Genomic DNA, 16,141 nt, shown 5'->3' with positions numbered 1-16,141 from the left:
GGGCGCCCCCCGTGGGCACTACTGCTTGTTCACCGGCCGGAGCCGGACCTTGACCTTGACCCGGCCCTGGACGTCGGGGAGGTGGACGGTCAGCGCCTCGGAGTCGAACTCCTCGTAGGGCTTCTCGTCGATCTCCACGGACGCGATCCGCACCGAGCCCGCGGGCAGCAGGTCGGGCGAGACGCGCAGGATCCGGTCGGGCAGGTCGGTCGGGTCGGGCTGGAAGTGGAAGTCCATCTCCCGGCCGTTGACGAGAAGGTTGTTGTAGACGGCGGCCAGGTAGCAGAGCTCCGCCGAGTGGTACATGGACATCGAGTGGCTGCCCTTGAGCCGCTCCGTGCCGAGCAGGTACGGCGTACCGCTGGCGAGCACGTTGAAGTAGACCGCTCCCTCGTCGTGGTCGAGGAAGAAGGTGTTGTAGAAGGCCTGGGCCTGCCGCGCCTCGCGCAGGCTGGCGTCGCCGCCGACCGTTCCGTTCAGGATGAGGTAGGCGAGGATCGCCTGCTCCTGCTGCCACCAGGCCTTGCGGTCGTGCCAGGCGAACCGGTACGACTCCTGGTCGCCCTCCTTGACCCGTTCCACGACGTCGTACCAGCCGCCGCGCTGCCGGTCGCTGCCGACGGCCGGCATGATCTCGCCGATCTTCCGGGCGAGCTGCTCGTAGGCGGGCTTGGCCTTCAGCGAGTTCATCCGCATCAGGTTCCAGGCGATCTTCAGGTTGTGGCCGACGACCGCGCGGTTCTGCTGCCAGCTGTGCGCGGTGTCGTGCGACCAGTCGCGGAAGAAGCGCTCCTGGACGAACGGGCTGTTCTTGTAGTCCGGGAACCGGTCCGCGATGGTGTCGAAGGTGTACTCCAGGAAGTCGGCGTACTTCTGCTCGCCGGTCGCCAGGTACAGGTTGATGAGGTACGCGGGCGCGTGGTCGCCGACCGAGTTCCAGTTCTTGCGCTCGGCGTTCTCGCCGAGGGACTCGTGGTCGGCGCTGAAGAGGATCGGGTCGATGTGCGAGTAGTAGCCGCCCTGCTCCTCGTCCTTGAAGAACTTGTCGAAGAGCCGGATGGTGGCGTCCGCGTCGTTCCTGATCCGGGCGTCGCCGGTGACCCGGTAGGTCTGGACGGGCCCGGCGAGCGCGTAGATCTGCTCGTACATCGGGATCGCGTCGTAGTCGTCGGAGAACTCCGAGGTGAAGAGCTTGCGCTCGCTGTCGCCGTCGACGCTGATGCCGTGGTACCAGAAGACCACGTCCTCCTCGCTGTCCACGACCCGCATGTGCTTGCGCAGGTACTCGGTGCCGCGCTCGGCGATCTCCAGGTACTCGTCCTTGCCGGTGAGCAGGTAGGCCGAGGCCATGCCGTAGACCAGGCGGGAGATGGTGTCGGTCTCCTGGACGTGGCTGGCGGTCTTGTCGCCGCCGAGCCGGATCTCGGTGCGGTACTCGGTGAAGTCCACCGGCCCGTCGCCGAACTGGGCGCGCTTGTAGAAGTCGGCCAGCGATTCGATCTGCCGGATCCACCAGCCGGCCTCCTCGAAGCGGTAGTCCTCGGCGCCGCGGCCCAGGAACACCAGCCGCTTGGCGTCGAAGCGCCCGCCCTGCTCGGGGTAGTGGACCCCGTAGGCGAAGAGGAACCGGCCCGGGGAGAGCATCTCGTCGACGTGCCCGGAGGCGTCGACGTACGGCTCGTCCAGGTTGCGGACCAGCTCGGCGCTGGGGCCGGAGGCGAGGGAGACCTCGAACTCGCGGTCGTCGGTGGTCTTCAGCCGCAGCAGCCGGGCGGAGGAGTCGAAGCGGACGACGTAGCCCGCGATCGTGTCGGAGAAGGAGAAGTTCAGCGAGCCCGCCATGTCATGCACCGTCCTTGTCGTGTGAGCGGTCGTCCTCGTACCCCTGGCTGACCTCGACGATCACCCCGTCGGGGTCGCGCACCCAGACGGTCCGCCAGCCGCAGATGAAGTCGTCGAAGTCCAGCGGCCCCAGGGTCACCTCGGCCGCGTCGCCCAGGTCCGCGAGGAAGGCGTCGACGCTGTCGGTCTGGAAGGCCAGGTGGCGTATCCGGCCCGGGGCCGACGGGCCGTCTTCGTGCGCGGGCCGGGCCGGTTCGGCCGCCGCCGCGAAGAGCTCCAGGTACGCGTCCCCCTTGCGCAGGAACACGATCCGGGACTCCCCGAGGTCGACGACCCGGGCCCGGGCGAAGCCGAAGTACCGGGTGTAGAACTCCTCGGTGGTCTTCTGGTCGGCGCAGTTGAGGCCGACGTGGGACCAGGTCATCGCGCCCATCAGGCGCTCCCCCGGCCCCGGCCCGCCGCGAGCAGTTCGATGATCCGGCGGGCGAAGAGGTGGTGGTGGGCGCCGGTGCGGCCGGTGACCAGGTCCCCGTCCACCACCACGTCCTCGTCGACGTACTGGGCGCCCATGTTGCGGACGTCCCCGATGAGGTTGTTGTGGCAGACCACCTTGCGGCCGCGCACCTTGTCCGGGATCGAGGAGGCCAGCCACATGCCGTGGCAGATGACGCCCTTGAGGACGGTGGGCTCCTCGAAGGCCCGGCGCAGCAGTTCGGTGGCCGGGGCGAGGACGTCCACGTCCTCGGTGTAGCGCAGCCGGTCGGCGACCATCCCGGAGGGCACGACGAGGGCGGCGTAGCGGCGCAGCTCCTCGTCGTCCAGCCCCTCCAGGGACTTGGTGGCGGTGAAGGGCGCGCGGTACTCGTGCCCGGTGAAGGTGATGGAGTCGTTGCCCCACAGCCGGGTCAGGAAGTCGACCTCGGCGCCCTCCTCGGCGAAGCGGCGCTGGTAGTAGAAGATCTCCGGTTCGTAGAAGTCGCTCTCGACCAGGACCGCGATCCTGGTCCCGGTCAGCGCCCCCTCGCGCAGGACCACGTCAGGCACGGGAGATCCCCCTCAGGAAGTCCGCCGCGCGCTCGGCGATCATCGCGATGGCGGTGTGGCAGTTGCCCGACGGGACGGCGGGCATCACGCTGGCGTCGACGACGCGCAGGTTCCGTACGCCGTGCACCCGCAGCTCGGGGTCGACGACCGCGAGGTCGTCGATGCCCATGCGGCAGGAGCCGGCCTGGTGGTGGTAGCTCTCGGACTTCTGCCGTACGAAGGTCCGCAGCTCCTCGTCGGAGACGGAGCCCGGTCCGGGCTGGAGCTCCTGCTTGTACCAGGGCGAGAAGGCGGAGGTCGCGAAGAGCTCCCGGGCGAGCTTGACGCCCTGCACCATCCGCTCCAGGTCCCAGCGGTCGCCCAGGTAGTTCGGGTGGATCAGCGGGTGGGCCAGCGGGTCGGCGCTCGCGAGCCTGATCCAGCCGCGCGAGACCGGGCGCACGACGCCGGGCAGGATGGAGACGGTGTTCGGGTGGTCCTTGCCGACGATCACGTCGAACGGGACGTGGACGAAGGCGATCTGGAGGTCCGGGGCGGGCAGTCCGGGCCGGGAGGCCAGGAACAGGGCGCTCTCCGACAGGTTCTGCGCGGGGGGCGGGAGTTCCTGGGTGACCTCGGCCATCAGCCCGGTCAGGACGTGGTTGTGGAAGTTCTCGCCGACCCCGGGGACGGCCGCGGTGACGGCGATGCCGTGCTCGCGCAGCCGCTCGGGGTGCCCGATGCCGGAGAGCAGCAGCAGCTTCGGGGACTCGATGGCCCCGGCCGCCACGATCACCTCGCGCCGGGCCCGTACGGTGTGCAGCCCGGGGGCCGCGGCGGTGCTGTGGCCGTCGCGTACCGTGCGGCCCGGGACGTCGGCGGGGGGCTGGAGCTGGGCGTACTCGACGCCCGTGCAGGTGTCGCCCTCGAAGAGCAGCCGGGTGGACTGGGCGCTGGTGCGCAGGGTCAGGTTGGGGCGGACGAGCGCCGGCTCCAGGTAGGCCGCGAGGGTGCCCTGGCGGCGGCCGTCGGCGACGTCGATGTGGTGCCAGCCGGTGCCGAAGAGGCCGCGCCGGGGGCCGTCGGTGTTGAAGTCGGCGATCTCCTGGTGGCCCAGCTCGACGGCGGCGTCGATGAAGGCGCGGGAGACCGGGTTGGGGCCGTGCCGGCCGGCGTTGGTGATCCGCTGCGGTCCGGCCGTGCCGGTGGTGGCGGCGGTGGCGTCCTCCTGGCCCTCCAGCAGGGCGAAGTACGGCAGGACGTCCTCGTACGCCCAGCCGGCCGCGCCCTGGTAGGCCCAGTTGTCGAAGTCCGAGGCGTGGCCGCGGATGTGCATCATGATGTAGAGGTTGCTGCTGCCGCCGGGGGCCTTGCCGCGCGGTTCGTACGTGCGGCGGCCGCCGAGGCCGGGCTGCGGGACGCTGGTGTAGCCCCAGTCGACGGGCCCGCCGAGCAGCTTGTACCAGGAGGACGGGTCGTCCACCTCGGGCGGGATGCGGGGGCCGCCGGCCTCCAGGACCAGGACGGAGACGTCCGGGTCCTCGGAGAGGCGGTTCGCGAGGACGCTGCCGGCGGTGCCGGAGCCGACGATCACGTAGTCGTACTGCTGCGTGGCCACGATTCCGGTCCCCTCAGTCCTGGCTCAGCACCTGGAAGGGGGCGGTGTCGTGGTAGTTCGCCATGTAGGCGATCCGTCCGTCCACGATCTCGAAGTAGTTCATCACCTCGGCCTCGATCGCCTCGCCGGAGGCGCTGACGGCGCTGAGGTGGGAGACGGCCGCGGCCTTGGTCCCGTCGACCAGGAAGTGCACGGGCTCGTTGCGGAAGACCCGGTACATGGTCCCCATGCCCTTCATCATCGAGCGCAGGGTCTCCAGGCCCTCGATGTGTCCGGCGAGCTGCTCGTCCATGACCTGGTCGTCGGCGAACAGGTCGCACCAGCGGTCCCAGTCCCCCGCGTTGGCGTACTGGTAGTACTTGGTCAGGATCTCTCGGGCGTCCATCGCGTCTCTCATCCCCCTATCGGTCCCTGCGGGTCCCGTCCGGCCCGAACGGTGCCCAGAACTGGCTGAAGGCGGCCGCCGTGTCCCCGAAGAGCCCGTCGCGGCCCTCGGTGATCCGGCCGTCCCGCCACCGCATGAAGTGGAAGACCTGGTAGTCCATCCGCTCGTACGGCGAGGCGCTCGCCGGGTCCGCGCCGTCGCGCAGGGCGACGTTGCGGCACACGTCGGCGCTGCAGTCCTCCCCGACGAGGACCGCCTCCAGGTCCATGCGGAAGGTGCCGCCGGTGAGCTTGTGGGTCCGGCCCATCAGCTCCAGGAAGGCGTCCAGGCCCTCGTACCAGCCGGCGAGCGGGTGGTTGCCCGGCACCAGCCAGCGCAGGTCCTCGGCGTAGTGGTCGAGGATCCGGGCGCGGTCGCCGGAGCCCAGTGCCCGGTAGGCGGCCTCGACCTGCTCGCGTGTCACTCCGGTCATGGCGCCGCCCCCCTCAGAGCGAGCCCGAACCGGGCATCGGCGCCAGTTCGTTGACGGTGTACTGCTTGATCAGCGGTCCGTCGTCGCCGGCCACGAGCGTCCAGGTCTGGTCGGCGTCGAAGCCCAGCCACTGGCTGCGGGCGGCCGGCGCGTCCCAGATCTTGGCCTGCCAGTTGACGAGGACCCGGACGATGGCGCGGTCGCCCTCGATGACCGGCTCCACCTTGGTGACGGTGTGCACCTCGTCGAAGAACCGGTGGGTGACGGCGTCGTACCAGCGGCCGAAGCCCTGGTGCCCGAGGAAGGTGTCCTCGGGGACCTTGAACTCGAGGTCCTCGGTGATCAGGGCGAGGACCTGCTCCAGCGGGAGGTGCCGGTCCAGGGCCACGTACCAGTTCTCGGCGAAGGCTCGGATCGCGTCCTCGGTCAGCCGCTCGGCGGGCATGCGGTCTCCTCCTGTCCGTCGGTGTGTCGCGTGGTGTGCCCCGGCCGGGCCGGGTGCGGGCGCTGCTCAGACCTGGACGTCGACCAGGTACGGGCCGGGGTGGGCCAGCATCCGGGTGACGGCGGCCGCGGCCTCGTCGGGTTTCTCCACCCGGGTCCCCCCGGCGCCCAGTGCCCGGGCCAGCCCGGCGAAGTCGATCTCGGGGCGGGAGAGGTCGAAGGAGCCCGGGAAGGGGTGCTCCGCGATGTCCCGCTCCCGCCAGTACTGGGCGATGTTGTCGTCGAGCAGCCGGTACTTGCGGTTGTTGCAGACCACGAACTTGGCGGCGATGCCGTGCCGGGCCGCCGTCCACAGCGCCTGGTACGTGTACATCGACCCGCCGTCGCCCGCGAAGCCGACGACGAGCCGGTCCGGGTGGGCGAGCTTGGCACCGACCGCCCCCGGGAAGCCGACCCCGAGCGAGCCGCCCCGGGTGAGGTGGTAGTCGCCGGGCCGCTCGGGCGGCAGGTACCGGGTGACGAGCGGGGAGGTGGTGAGCGCCTCGTCGAAGACGATCAGGTCCCCGCCGGTGCGTTCCGCGAGCGTCCGTAGGAAGACGGCCATCGGCGTGTCGTCGTCCGTCCGCTCCAGGGCGGCCCGGGCCCGCTCGCGGGTCCGTACGTCCAGCCGCGCGGCCGCCGCCGCCCGCCGGGCCGGGGTCAGCCGCTGTTCCAGTACGCCGGCCAGGGCGCGCAGCGCGTGCCGCGGGTCGGCGGCCAGGCCCAGGTCCACGGGGTGGTTCTTGGCGATCTCGTAGGCGTTGAGGTCGATGTGCACGACCTTGGCGCCGGGCCGGAAGGGGTTCTCCAGTTCGGGGAACACCTCGGGGAAGACGTAGGTGCCGACGATCAGCACCCCGTCCGCCCGCCCGACCAGCTCCTTGCTGTGCGGGCCGAACATGTGGCCGGTCTGGCCGCGGCGCAGCGGGTGCGAGGCGGCGATGTTCACCTCGGACGAGTCGACCTCGTACACGTCGGCGCCCAGCAGCTCGGCGACGGCGGCGAGTTCGGCCTGCGCCCCGGAGAGGGCGACCCCGTCCCCGACGAGGACCACCGGCTGCTCGGCCCCGGCGAGCAGCTCGGCCGCCCGGCCGATCGAGGCCGGGGAGGGCGCCACGTCGGTGAGCGGCACCGTGGCGGGCAGCACGGGCTCGGAGTTGAGCTCGTCCAGCACGTCCATCGGCAGGGCCACGAACACCGGGCCGCGCGGCGGGGTCAGGGCGATCTTGACGGCCCGCCTGACGGTACGGAGCACGGACCCGGGGTCGGTGACCCGGGTCGCGTACTTGGTGACGGGTTTGGCCATGGCGACCAGGTCGGAGGCCATCTGCGCGTCCATGGCGTCGTAGCGCACCCCGGCGTCGCCGGCGACCACCACGAGCGGGGTGTGGCCGCGCAGCGACTGGTAGAGCATGCCGATGCCGTTGCCCAGTCCCACGCCGGAGTGCAGCTGGAGCAGGGCCGCGCCGCCGGTGGCGCGGGCATAGCCGTCGGCGATGCCCGCGGCCACGGTCTCCTGGAGGGCGAGGACGTAGGTGAAGTCCGCCGCCGCGTCCACCGCGTCGAGGAATCCCTGTTCCACCGTTCCCGGATTTCCGAACATGACGTTCAGACCGTCGGCCTTGAACTGTTCGATGAGCCTTTCCCGTCCGGGAGTGGCTTCGGTATTCATCGGACTCCCCCCTTTTCCGCTACCACCCGTAACGGGTGAGACCGTCCTCCAGGACTTCCACGATCTTCTGCCCCGTGAGGTACGAGTCGGGGGTCGAGCGGCCGGTCACGAAGGGATAGTCGACGATCACCGAAAGGGGGTGGCCGAAATTCCCGTGATAGGCGCCGCGCGGGCCGGTCGCATCGCGCAGGATGTACTCCAGCGGATACGGGGGCGGGCCCATGTTGAAGTCGGTGCCGAGGAATCCGGTGCCGTCCTTGTAGTCGTACTCCTTGCAGTGGCCGGTGACGTGCTTGCCCCAGATGATGGACTTGCGGTCGCCCCAGTCCCGGGCGAAGGCCAGGCAGGCGACGCCGTAGCACTCGGCGGCGACGACCTTGCCAGCCTTCTCGAAGGCCAGGATCAGGGCGTGCACCCGCTCGTTGTTGGCGAGGTCGGCGATCGGACCGCTGCCGCCGACGATGAGGATCGCGTCGTAGTCCGCGATGTCGGCGTCGATCTTGTCCAGGTCCCGGTGGTACTGCTCCAGCTTGCGCAGGTACCCCTCGTCGCTGGTGTAGGGGCGTTCGGGGACCCACGCCTCGATGTCGAGCGGTGAGTCGAGCCGGTTCGACTGCTCGAACTCGCGGCCCAGCCGGGCGTTCTCCTCGGTGGTGACCGAGCGGCCCAGCGGGGGGTCCACGTAGTTCGCGTCGAGGCTCGGTGGAAGTGCGTGCGCGCGCTTTCCGGTCGGCGTGGCGAATACGACCTCGTAACCCCGCTCGTCGAACTTGGAAACGGGTCCGATCAGTTCCTCGGACCAGTAGCCGTGTTCGGAGACAATGACCAGAATCTTTCTGCTCACAGATTCCTCCAGGCGCCGCCTGTTGTCGTTTGCGTCCCCCACACTGCTTGTGCCCGGGGCCCTCGTCAAAGGGCGCGAATGCGACTTCGTGAGGTAGCGGGCAAGGTCGTGGCGGCACCTCACCTAGTCGTCCGGCAAGGTCAGGAAGTACGCGCCGGACTTCCTGACCTCGGCCGGATCGGTGAACCGTTCCGGGGTCCCCGATTTATGGTCTGGACGCGCCGTGATGGACGGGCGCGACGGGGCGTACGAGTGCGCGAGGAGAGGGACGGGGACGATGACGATGGAGTTGTTGTGCACACACATCGACCAGATACGTCCGGTGAAGCCATCCGCGGAGGGCTGCGAGGAGTGCCTGCGGCTGGGTGACGGCTGGGTGCACCTGCGGATGTGCCTGAGCTGCGGACACGTCGGATGCTGCGACTCGTCCAAGAACCGCCACGCCACCCGGCACTACAGGTCCACCACTCACCCGATCGCGGCCTCGCACGAGCCCGGCGAGGACTGGGCCTGGTGCTACGCCGACCAGCTGATGCTGGACCCGGCGTGAGCGCGGCCCCGGAGGGCGCCGCCGCCCCCGCCACGAAGCCGGCCGCCGCGCACGCGGGCGCCACGGCCGCGGGCGCCACGGCCGCGGGCGCGAAGACGGCCGTCACGGCCACCGCCGCGGGCACGGCCGAGCGCGCCGAGAGCCGCAAGCCCGTCATCCTGGCCGTGGACGACGACCCCCAGGTGCTGCGGGCCGTCCGCCGCGACCTGCGCAGCGCCTACGGCGACCGCTACCGGGTGCTCGGCGCCTCCTCGGCCGCCGACGCCCTGAAGATCCTGGACTCCCTCGACGAGCGCGGCCACGACCCGGCGCTGTTCCTCGTCGACCAGCGGATGCCCGACGTGACCGGGGTGGAGTTCCTGCTGGAGGCGGTCAGCCGCTTCCCGGACGCCCGCCGGGTCCTGCTGACGGCGTACGCGGAGACGGACGCGGCCATCACCGCCATCAACCGGGTGCGGCTGGACTACTACCTGCTCAAGCCCTGGGACCCGCCCCACGAGCGGCTCTTCCCGGTGCTGGACGACCTGCTCTCCGACTGGCTGGCGACCTACCGGCCGGCCTACGACGGGATCATCGTCGCCGGGCACCTGGTCTCCCCCGGCACCCACGCCGTCCGGGACTTCTTCACCCGCAACGGGCAGCCGTTCCGCTTCCTGAACGTCGAGCGGGACCCCGAGGCGCTGACGGTGATCGCCGCCGCGCAGGCCGACGCGGCGCTCCCGCTGGTCCGCTTCCCGGACGGCTCGGTGCTGGCCGCCCCGACGGACACGGAGCTCGCCCAGCGGCTGGGCCTGGCCACCACCGCCTCCCGCCCGCACTACGAGTGCGTCATCGTCGGCGCCGGCCCGGCGGGGCTCGCGGCCGGGGTGTACTCGGCCTCCGAGGGCCTGTCCACGCTGATGCTGGACTCCCGCGCCCCCGGCGGCCAGGCCGGCACCTCCAGCCTGATCGAGAACTACCTGGGCTTCCCCTCGGGCCTCTCCGGCGGGGACCTGACCCGGCGGGCCACCATCCAGGCCTCCCGGTTCGGAGCCGAGATCCTGCACCCGGTCGAGGTGGTCTCCCTGACCCGCGACGACCCGGCGAAGATCCTGACCCTGGCCGACGGCACGGAGATCAGCGCGGAGACGGTGCTGCTGGCGACCGGGGTCTCGTACAACCGGCTGGAGGCCCCCGGCGCGGACCGCTTCGAGGGCGCGGGCCTGTACTACGGCGCGGCGACCACCGAGAGCTCGGCCTGCATCTCCCAGCACGTGTTCATCGTGGGCGGCGCCAACTCGGCCGGGCAGGCGGCGGTCCACTTCGCCAAGTACGCGGCCCGGGTGACGGTCCTGGTGCGCGCTGCCTCCCTGGACGCGAGCATGTCCCGCTACCTGATCGACGAGATCGACCGCACGCCCAACATCGAGGTGGAGGTCCGCACCACCGTCACCGCCCTGCACGGCGGGGAGCACCTGGAGCGGATCACCCTGCACGACGCCGACTCGGGCGAGGACCGCGAGGTCCCGGCGCGGTTCATGTTCACCTTCATCGGCGCCCGCCCGCACACGGACTGGCTGTCCGGGGTGGTGGAGCGGGACGAGTACGGCTTCGTCCTCACCGGCTCCGACCTGATCGCCAACGGCGGTGAGCTCCCGGCGGAGTGGAGCCTGGAGCGGGCCCCGTACCCGCTGGAGACCAGCGTCCCGGGCGTCTTCGCGGCGGGCGACGTGCGCGCCCACTCGGTCAAACGGGTCGCCTCCGGCGTGGGCGAGGGCGCGATGGCGGTCTCCCTGATCCACCGCTACCGCTCGATGGGCTGAGAGCGAACGCCCCGGACCTTGCGATCACGAGGAGAGCGGATGCAACGTTGATTACATGATTACAGCCGAACAGAGCGAGAAGCTCCGTGCGTGGTTCGCCGAGCGCCTGCCGGTGGACGTCTACGAGTCACTCGTCTCCGTCACCGTGGACCGGGAGGAGATCACGGTCGTCGGCAGGGCACCGGCGTCCGAGTCGGTCAAGGAGTTCCGCGAGCGCACCCGCGAGCATCGGATGGAGGTGGCCCGCGAGGCGGAGGAGCTCTACCGCCGCAAGGTCGCCTGGGGCGTGCGGTCGGGTGAGGAGACGGTCCTCTTCACCCACCTCGCCGTCCCCGTCATGACCCGGCTGCGCCAGTCCGAGCGCCAGGTGCTCGACACCCTGGTCGCCGGCGGCGTGGCGCGCAGCCGGGCGGACGCCCTGGCGTGGTGCGTACGCCTCGTCGGCGACAACACCGACGCCTGGCTCACCGAGCTGCGGGACTCCCTCGACAAGGTGCGGCAGGTGCGCGCCCAGGGCCCGGACATCCAGAAGTCTGGGTCCGAGTGACGGAAAACCTGTCCGGGTACGCATGATCCCGGAAAGGTAGCCGGGACGACCTGACCCCAGGGAGAGGCACGCAACCCATGACCACCACCGTCGAGTACATCCGCTACCGGATCGCCTCGCAGGACCAGAAGGCGTTCGAGGACGCGTACGCGAGGGCCGCCGAGGCCCTGGCCGCGTCGCCCGAGTGCATCGACTACGAGCTGGCCCACAACACGGACGACACCGAGAAGTACATCCTCCGCATCCGCTGGACCTCGGTCGACGCCCACCTGAACGGGTTCCGCAAGGGTGAGCACTTCCCGGCGTTCTTCAGCGCGATCCGCCCGTACGTGACGAACATCGAGGAGATGCAGCACTACTCCGTCACCGACGTGGTGGGTCCGGGAAAGGCCGCCGGACAGTCATGAGCACGACTCCCACGATCTACGAGTGGATGGGCGGGGCCGAGGCCCTGAACAGGCTCACCGACGCCTTCTACGCCCATGCGCTGCGCGACGAGGTCCTCGCCCCGGTCTTCGCGGGCATGGACTCGGAGCACCCCCGGCACGTCGCGGTCTGGCTGGCGGAGGTCTTCGGCGGCCCGGCCGAGTACTCGGCTCACCACGGCGGCCACCAGCACATGGCCACCAAGCACCTGGGGCGCGGCATCACCGAGCACCAGCGCCGCCGCTGGGTGGACCTGCTGCTGGACACGGCCGACGAGGTCGACCTGCCGACGGACCCGGAGTTCCGGGCGGTGTTCGTCTACTACATCGAGTGGGGCACCCGGATGGCCCTGATCTACTCGGGCCCGAACCCGCCGCCGGTGGACGCGGCGAAGATCCCGGTCTGGTCCTGGGGACAGACCCCGCCCTGGCAGCCGCAGGCGGCGAAGGCGGAGTGACACCCGGTCGGGGGCCGGTCCGGGCCGGCCCCCAACCGGACGTGCCGCGGCCACTTGGACGGAACGGTGACGTCCCGTCATGAGTCGGCAACAGTGCGCGAGGAGAGGGGCTCAGGGGATTCCGCGGGGGCATAACCGGGAGGTCGCACCACCTCTCGACCCATGCGAAGCACACGGGGGCCCACCATGAGCACCGCCCGCAACAGATGGCAGACCTACGCCCTGGGAGCGGCGGCCGCCGCCGCGCTCCTCACCTCCACCGCCTGCGACTCCGGCAAGGACGGTGGCACGAACCCGACCGCCTCCGCCTCCCCTTCGGCGTCCGCCCCCGCCTCCCCCGGCACGAGCGCCGCCCCGAGCCCGAGCCCGTCCGCTTCCGCGAGCACCTCCCCGGGCGGCGGGGCGAGCCCCGCGCCGAGCGCCTCGGCCGCCCCCACCACCGGCGGGAAGCCGGCCGCCACCAGGGCCTGCAGCCACGACGACCTGTCGATCACCCCTTCGCTGTGGCGGCAGGACTCGGGGCAGAACCTCCTGATCACGGCGACCAATATCAGCGGCACGGCCTGCACCCTCTACCACTACCCGTACGTCGGTTTCGGCACGGTGGTCGAGGGCCCGCTCGCCCCGCTGGGCTCCGCGCCGCGGGCGGTCGCCACGCTCCAGCCGAAGGAGAAGGCGTACGCGGGCGTGTACATGTTCCGCGGGGGCGAGCAGACGGTCGCCGTCACGGCGCTGTCCATGGGCTACCAGGACCGCGCGCCCGGCAGCAACAAGGAATCGGCGTGGCTCGAACAGGGCCTGGCCGCCCGGACCGGCGACCTGAACGTCGGGCGCGACGCCAAGGTGACCTACTGGAACAAGGACCTCCGCGCGGTCGAGGACCAGCTGTTCCGCCCCAAGGGCTAGGCCGGGGCTAGGCCGGGGCTAGGCCGACAGCAGTACCGTCAGCGGGGGCGGGGGCGCGTCGTCGCCGCGCTCCCGCTGCTCCCGCCAGAAGTCCGCGGCCCCCTCCAGGACCTCCGTGAGGGTGTCCCAGTCCTGCGGCCGCTCGGCCGCGTAGCCGCGCCAGGAGGTCACCGCCAGCAGCCGCCCGGGGGCCTCCGGCAGCCAGGACAGGTCGGCCAGCAGGTCGGCCAGCGCGTCCCAGTTCCCGCCGAACCACTCCGGTGCCGCGAGGGCACGCGCGCACCGGCGCATCAGCGCCGCCTTGCTCCGTACGCCGTCCAGGTCCAGCCGTACGACGCTCCAGCCGGCCTCCTCGGCGGCGGCCAGGGCGGGGGCCAGCGGCTGCGGGTCGAGGGTCATCGCAGGACCGCCTTGAAGGTCTCGTAGTGGTCGTCCGTGTAGTAGAACTCCCCGCCCCCGCCCGTCACGATCCGCCGGGCCCCGCGGTCGCGCTCACCCGGCGTCCGCACCGTGAACTCGTGGTAGTAGCCGCGCTTCTGCTTGGGCAGGACCTTCTCGAAGTTCCCGAAGACGGTCCCGTCCTGCCGGTACGGGTACGGCCCGCCCTTGTCGATCAGCGCGAGCACCTCGCGCGCCTGCGGGGGCAGCGCGTCGGCCCGTACGGTGGCCATCCCCTTCGCCCACGCGGGAGCGGGCGCGGCCGTGCTCGCGGCCGAGGACGGCCGCGCCGGGACGGCCCCGCCGCCGCAGCCCGCCAGGGCGGCGGTCAGCGCGGCGCACAGGAACAGTGCCCCGAGCACGCGTGACGACGACCGGGGCACGTTCCTGAGGATCATGCCCCGATCGTGCCAAATATCCGATTCGGTGGCGAATCGCCCGGCGGTGTCAGAGGACGGACATCTTGCCGTAGGGGCTCAGGACGCGCATCTGCACGGAACCGAAGTCGACGAGGACGGCCTCCTCCTCGACACCGATGACCCGGCCGAGGCCGTGCTGGTCGTGACTGACGCGGTCCCCTACGTCGAACCGCCTGACCGGCGGCTCCACGGGCGCCCTGAACGGGCTGGACGGCAAATGACGGCGAGGTGCTGCTGATTTGCTCATTGACGTCAGTATGCGCCCCCGGGGCCGCCCCGGGGGCGACTCCCACGGTCTCGATTGCAGCACCATTCCCCACGCGCCCCGCGGGGGAGCCTCCACGGGGAGGGCCCGGAGCACGGGCCGCGGCCGGTCAGTCGTCCGGGTCGGCCCGGTCCAGCGCGGGCCGCAGGCCCGGCTCGGACTCGGTCAGCAGGTAGTCGGCGACCGCCGTGTCCGTCACCAGGCTCGTCACCAGCCCGGAGCGGAGCACCGCGCCGATCGCGGAGGCCTTGCGCAGCCCGCCCGCGATCGCCACGACCTCGGGGATCCGGCGCAGTCGGTCGGCCTCGACGGTGATGCAGCGCTCGCCCAGGTCCCGGCCGACCCGGCGGCCCTCCTTGTCGAAGAGGTGGGCGGACATCTCGGCCGCGACGCCGAGCGAGGCGTAGTGCGCCCGCTCCTCGTCGGTCAGCATGTCGTGGACGGTCGAGATCCCCGGCTCCCAGGAGCCGATGGAGACGGCGGCGACGGTGACCTTGTCGAAGTACTCGAAGGCGCGCGCGATCCCGGTCTGGCTGCGCAGCGCGGCCGCGGTCGCCGGGTCCGGGAGCAGCATCGGGGCGTAGATGGGGTGCGCGTCCCCGCCGGAGACCTGCGCGGCCCGCCGCACGGCCTCCACGGAGCCGCGCTCGGCGGTCCCCGCGTCGTACACGCCGGTCAGCTGGACGACGGTGCACGGCGGCAGCCGGTGCAGCGAGGCGGCCATGTGGATGGTCGACCGCCCCCAGGCCAGCCCGAGCACGTCGCCCTCGTTGACCAGCTCGCCGAGCAGGTCGGCCGCGACCGCTCCGAGGTTCTCCGGGTCCGGGGCGTCCTCGCTCGCGTCGGCCGGCGACTCGACCACGACGGCGTGCCGCAGCCCGTACCGGGCCCGGAGCGCGTCGGAGCGCTCCGCGTCCAGTTCCGCCGGTACCCGGATCTCGATGCGGACGAGGTCCCGTTCGAGAGCGGTCTCCAGGACCCTGGCCACCTTGAAGCGGCTCACGCCGAACTCCTCGGCGATCTGGATCTTGGACTTGCCCTCCAGGTAGAAGCGGCGCGCCATGGCCGCCGCCTGCACCAGCTCCGCGGGTCCCATCCGCAGGGCTGACCGTCCCGCCGACATTGCAGACACCGCGCTCTCCTCACTGCTGTTCACACTGTCGTGTTCACACTCTCGACTCGCCGTTCATCCTGTCAGATCCAACGGCCATTGATCAGCCTGGACGGCTTCCGTTCACCGAGCCGTCCCCTGGCGCCCGCTTCAGTGGTCGCAGGCCCAGGGCGCCGCGGCGATCGCCGCACCCGCCTGGTCGCGCAGCGTGCGGACCGCGGCGGCCGGATCGACCGCCCCGTAGACCGCGCTTCCGGCCACGAAGACGTCGGCGCCGGCCTCCGCCACCCGCTCGATCGTCGTGGCCGAGACCCCGCCGTCGACCTGGAGCCAGAGGTCCAGCCCGTGCTTGGCGATCAGCTCCCGGGTCCGGCGGACCTTGGGCAGCATGATGTCCAGGAAGGACTGGCCGCCGAAGCCGGGCTCGACCGTCATGATCAGCACCATGTCGAGCTCGGGGAGGAGGTCCTCGTACTGCTCGATCGGGGTGCCGGGCTTGAGGGCCATGGCCGCCCGTGCCCCCTTGGCCCGGATCTCGCGCGCGAGGCGCACCGGAGCCGCGGCGGCCTCGGCGTGGAAGGTGACCGATCCGGCCCCGGCCTCCACGTACTGCGGCGCCCAGCGGTCCGGGTCCTCGATCATCAGGTGCAGGTCCAGCGGGATGTCCGTGGCCCGGCTGAGGGATTCCACGACCGGCACGCCGAGCGTGAGGTTCGGGACGAAATGGTTGTCCATGACGTCGACGTGCAGCCAGTCGGCCCCCTCGACGGCCTTCGCCTCCTCGGCGAGACGGGCGAAGTCGGCGGACAGGATGCTGGGATTGATCTGAACGGCCATGCCCCAAGCCTGCCATGCCTGCGGACACTTCCGGCCACGGCCCC

20 protein-coding genes are annotated in these 16,141 nt (G+C 71.3%); 6 read left to right on the top strand and 14 right to left on the bottom strand.

All coding sequences use genetic code 11. From position 1 onward, the window contains the following. Positions 1–18: 18 nt before the first annotated feature. The 9 genes from OG553_RS28180 to OG553_RS28140 all read right to left on the bottom strand — a co-directional run bounded on the left by OG553_RS28180 (position 19) and on the right by OG553_RS28140 (position 8,339). The gene (locus OG553_RS28180; RefSeq protein WP_405981645.1) at positions 19–1,842 is read right to left on the bottom strand and encodes an AGE family epimerase/isomerase; all 1,824 of its coding nucleotides are present in this window, start codon (positions 1,840–1,842) and stop codon (positions 19–21) included. 1 nt (position 1,843) lies between these two features. Then, positions 1,844–2,275, bottom strand: a complete 432-nt coding sequence (locus OG553_RS28175) for a VOC family protein (RefSeq protein ID WP_405981644.1) — start codon at positions 2,273–2,275, stop codon at positions 1,844–1,846. Next, positions 2,275–2,886, bottom strand: a complete 612-nt coding sequence (locus tag OG553_RS28170; RefSeq protein ID WP_405981643.1) for a DJ-1/PfpI family protein — start codon at positions 2,884–2,886, stop codon at positions 2,275–2,277. Before OG553_RS28170 ends, OG553_RS28175 begins: the two co-directional genes overlap by 1 nt. Further along, complete coding sequence (locus OG553_RS28165) at positions 2,879–4,483, bottom strand: GMC family oxidoreductase (protein WP_405981642.1); 1,605 nt, start codon at positions 4,481–4,483, stop codon at positions 2,879–2,881. Before OG553_RS28165 ends, OG553_RS28170 begins: the two co-directional genes overlap by 8 nt. Before the next feature lie 13 nt (positions 4,484–4,496). Continuing rightward, entirely contained in the window at positions 4,497–4,868 is a 372-nt protein-coding gene (locus OG553_RS28160; protein WP_007262997.1) for a nuclear transport factor 2 family protein, read from the bottom strand. Positions 4,869–4,884: 16 nt separating this feature from the next. Further along, positions 4,885–5,340 (bottom strand): nuclear transport factor 2 family protein, encoded by a 456-nt coding sequence (locus OG553_RS28155; protein WP_405981641.1) that lies wholly within the window; start codon positions 5,338–5,340, stop codon positions 4,885–4,887. A gap of 13 nt (positions 5,341–5,353) precedes the next feature. Next, on the bottom strand, positions 5,354–5,785 hold the full coding sequence (locus tag OG553_RS28150; protein ID WP_405981640.1) for a nuclear transport factor 2 family protein: 432 nt from the start codon (positions 5,783–5,785) through the stop codon (positions 5,354–5,356). Between the two features lie 66 nt (positions 5,786–5,851). Beyond that, on the bottom strand, positions 5,852–7,495 hold the full coding sequence (locus OG553_RS28145; RefSeq protein WP_405981639.1) for a thiamine pyrophosphate-binding protein: 1,644 nt from the start codon (positions 7,493–7,495) through the stop codon (positions 5,852–5,854). A 19-nt stretch (positions 7,496–7,514) separates the two neighbouring features. Further along, positions 7,515–8,339: a type 1 glutamine amidotransferase domain-containing protein gene (locus OG553_RS28140; RefSeq protein ID WP_405981638.1), complete on the bottom strand. Its 825-nt coding sequence runs from the start codon at positions 8,337–8,339 to the stop codon at positions 7,515–7,517. 283 nt (positions 8,340–8,622) lie between these two features. On the opposite strand from OG553_RS28140, the gene OG553_RS28135 reads away from it, so the two are divergent. The 6 genes from OG553_RS28135 to OG553_RS28110 all read left to right on the top strand — a co-directional run bounded on the left by OG553_RS28135 (position 8,623) and on the right by OG553_RS28110 (position 13,027). Further along, positions 8,623–8,889 (top strand): UBP-type zinc finger domain-containing protein, encoded by a 267-nt coding sequence (locus OG553_RS28135; RefSeq protein WP_405983160.1) that lies wholly within the window; start codon positions 8,623–8,625, stop codon positions 8,887–8,889. A 158-nt stretch (positions 8,890–9,047) separates the two neighbouring features. Further along, positions 9,048–10,691 carry an FAD-dependent oxidoreductase gene (locus OG553_RS28130; RefSeq protein ID WP_405983159.1) on the top strand — a complete coding sequence of 548 codons (1,644 nt, stop codon included), beginning with the start codon at positions 9,048–9,050 and terminating at the stop codon, positions 10,689–10,691. Between the two features lie 55 nt (positions 10,692–10,746). Next, positions 10,747–11,238, top strand: a complete 492-nt coding sequence (locus tag OG553_RS28125; RefSeq protein ID WP_405981637.1) for a hypothetical protein — start codon at positions 10,747–10,749, stop codon at positions 11,236–11,238. 77 nt (positions 11,239–11,315) lie between these two features. After that, on the top strand, positions 11,316–11,645 hold the full coding sequence (locus tag OG553_RS28120; protein WP_405981636.1) for a putative quinol monooxygenase: 330 nt from the start codon (positions 11,316–11,318) through the stop codon (positions 11,643–11,645). Further along, positions 11,642–12,121, top strand: coding sequence for a group II truncated hemoglobin (locus tag OG553_RS28115; RefSeq protein WP_405981635.1), 480 nt, complete (start codon positions 11,642–11,644; stop codon positions 12,119–12,121). The genes OG553_RS28120 and OG553_RS28115 overlap by 4 nt, the downstream gene beginning before the upstream one ends. A 186-nt stretch (positions 12,122–12,307) precedes the next feature. Next, a complete protein-coding gene (locus OG553_RS28110; protein ID WP_405981634.1) occupies positions 12,308–13,027 on the top strand; it encodes a DUF4232 domain-containing protein in 720 nt (239 codons plus the stop codon). 18 nt (positions 13,028–13,045) lie between these two features. On the opposite strand, the gene OG553_RS28105 is transcribed toward OG553_RS28110, so the two are convergent. The 5 genes from OG553_RS28105 to rpe form a co-directional block, all read right to left on the bottom strand. After that, the gene (locus OG553_RS28105) at positions 13,046–13,426 is read right to left on the bottom strand and encodes a barstar family protein (protein ID WP_405981633.1); all 381 of its coding nucleotides are present in this window, start codon (positions 13,424–13,426) and stop codon (positions 13,046–13,048) included. Continuing rightward, positions 13,423–13,863 carry a ribonuclease domain-containing protein gene (locus tag OG553_RS28100; RefSeq protein ID WP_405981632.1) on the bottom strand — a complete coding sequence of 147 codons (441 nt, stop codon included), beginning with the start codon at positions 13,861–13,863 and terminating at the stop codon, positions 13,423–13,425. The genes OG553_RS28105 and OG553_RS28100 overlap by 4 nt, the downstream gene beginning before the upstream one ends. A gap of 49 nt (positions 13,864–13,912) precedes the next feature. Beyond that, a complete protein-coding gene (locus tag OG553_RS28095; RefSeq protein WP_405981631.1) occupies positions 13,913–14,131 on the bottom strand; it encodes a CarD family transcriptional regulator in 219 nt (72 codons plus the stop codon). 127 nt (positions 14,132–14,258) lie between these two features. Further along, the gene (locus tag OG553_RS28090; RefSeq protein ID WP_042800630.1) at positions 14,259–15,272 is read right to left on the bottom strand and encodes a sugar-binding transcriptional regulator; all 1,014 of its coding nucleotides are present in this window, start codon (positions 15,270–15,272) and stop codon (positions 14,259–14,261) included. 138 nt (positions 15,273–15,410) lie between these two features. Further along, entirely contained in the window at positions 15,411–16,097 is a 687-nt protein-coding gene (gene rpe, locus OG553_RS28085; protein ID WP_405981630.1) for a ribulose-phosphate 3-epimerase, read from the bottom strand. Between the last annotated feature and the right edge of the window lie 44 nt (positions 16,098–16,141).

The sequence above is a fragment of the Streptomyces sp. NBC_00158 genome (genome assembly GCF_045160885.1).
Lineage (GTDB): Bacteria > Actinomycetota > Actinomycetes > Streptomycetales > Streptomycetaceae > Streptomyces.
Note: the sequence above shows the minus strand (reverse complement) of the source record. Positions and strands in the feature narration are given on the sequence as shown.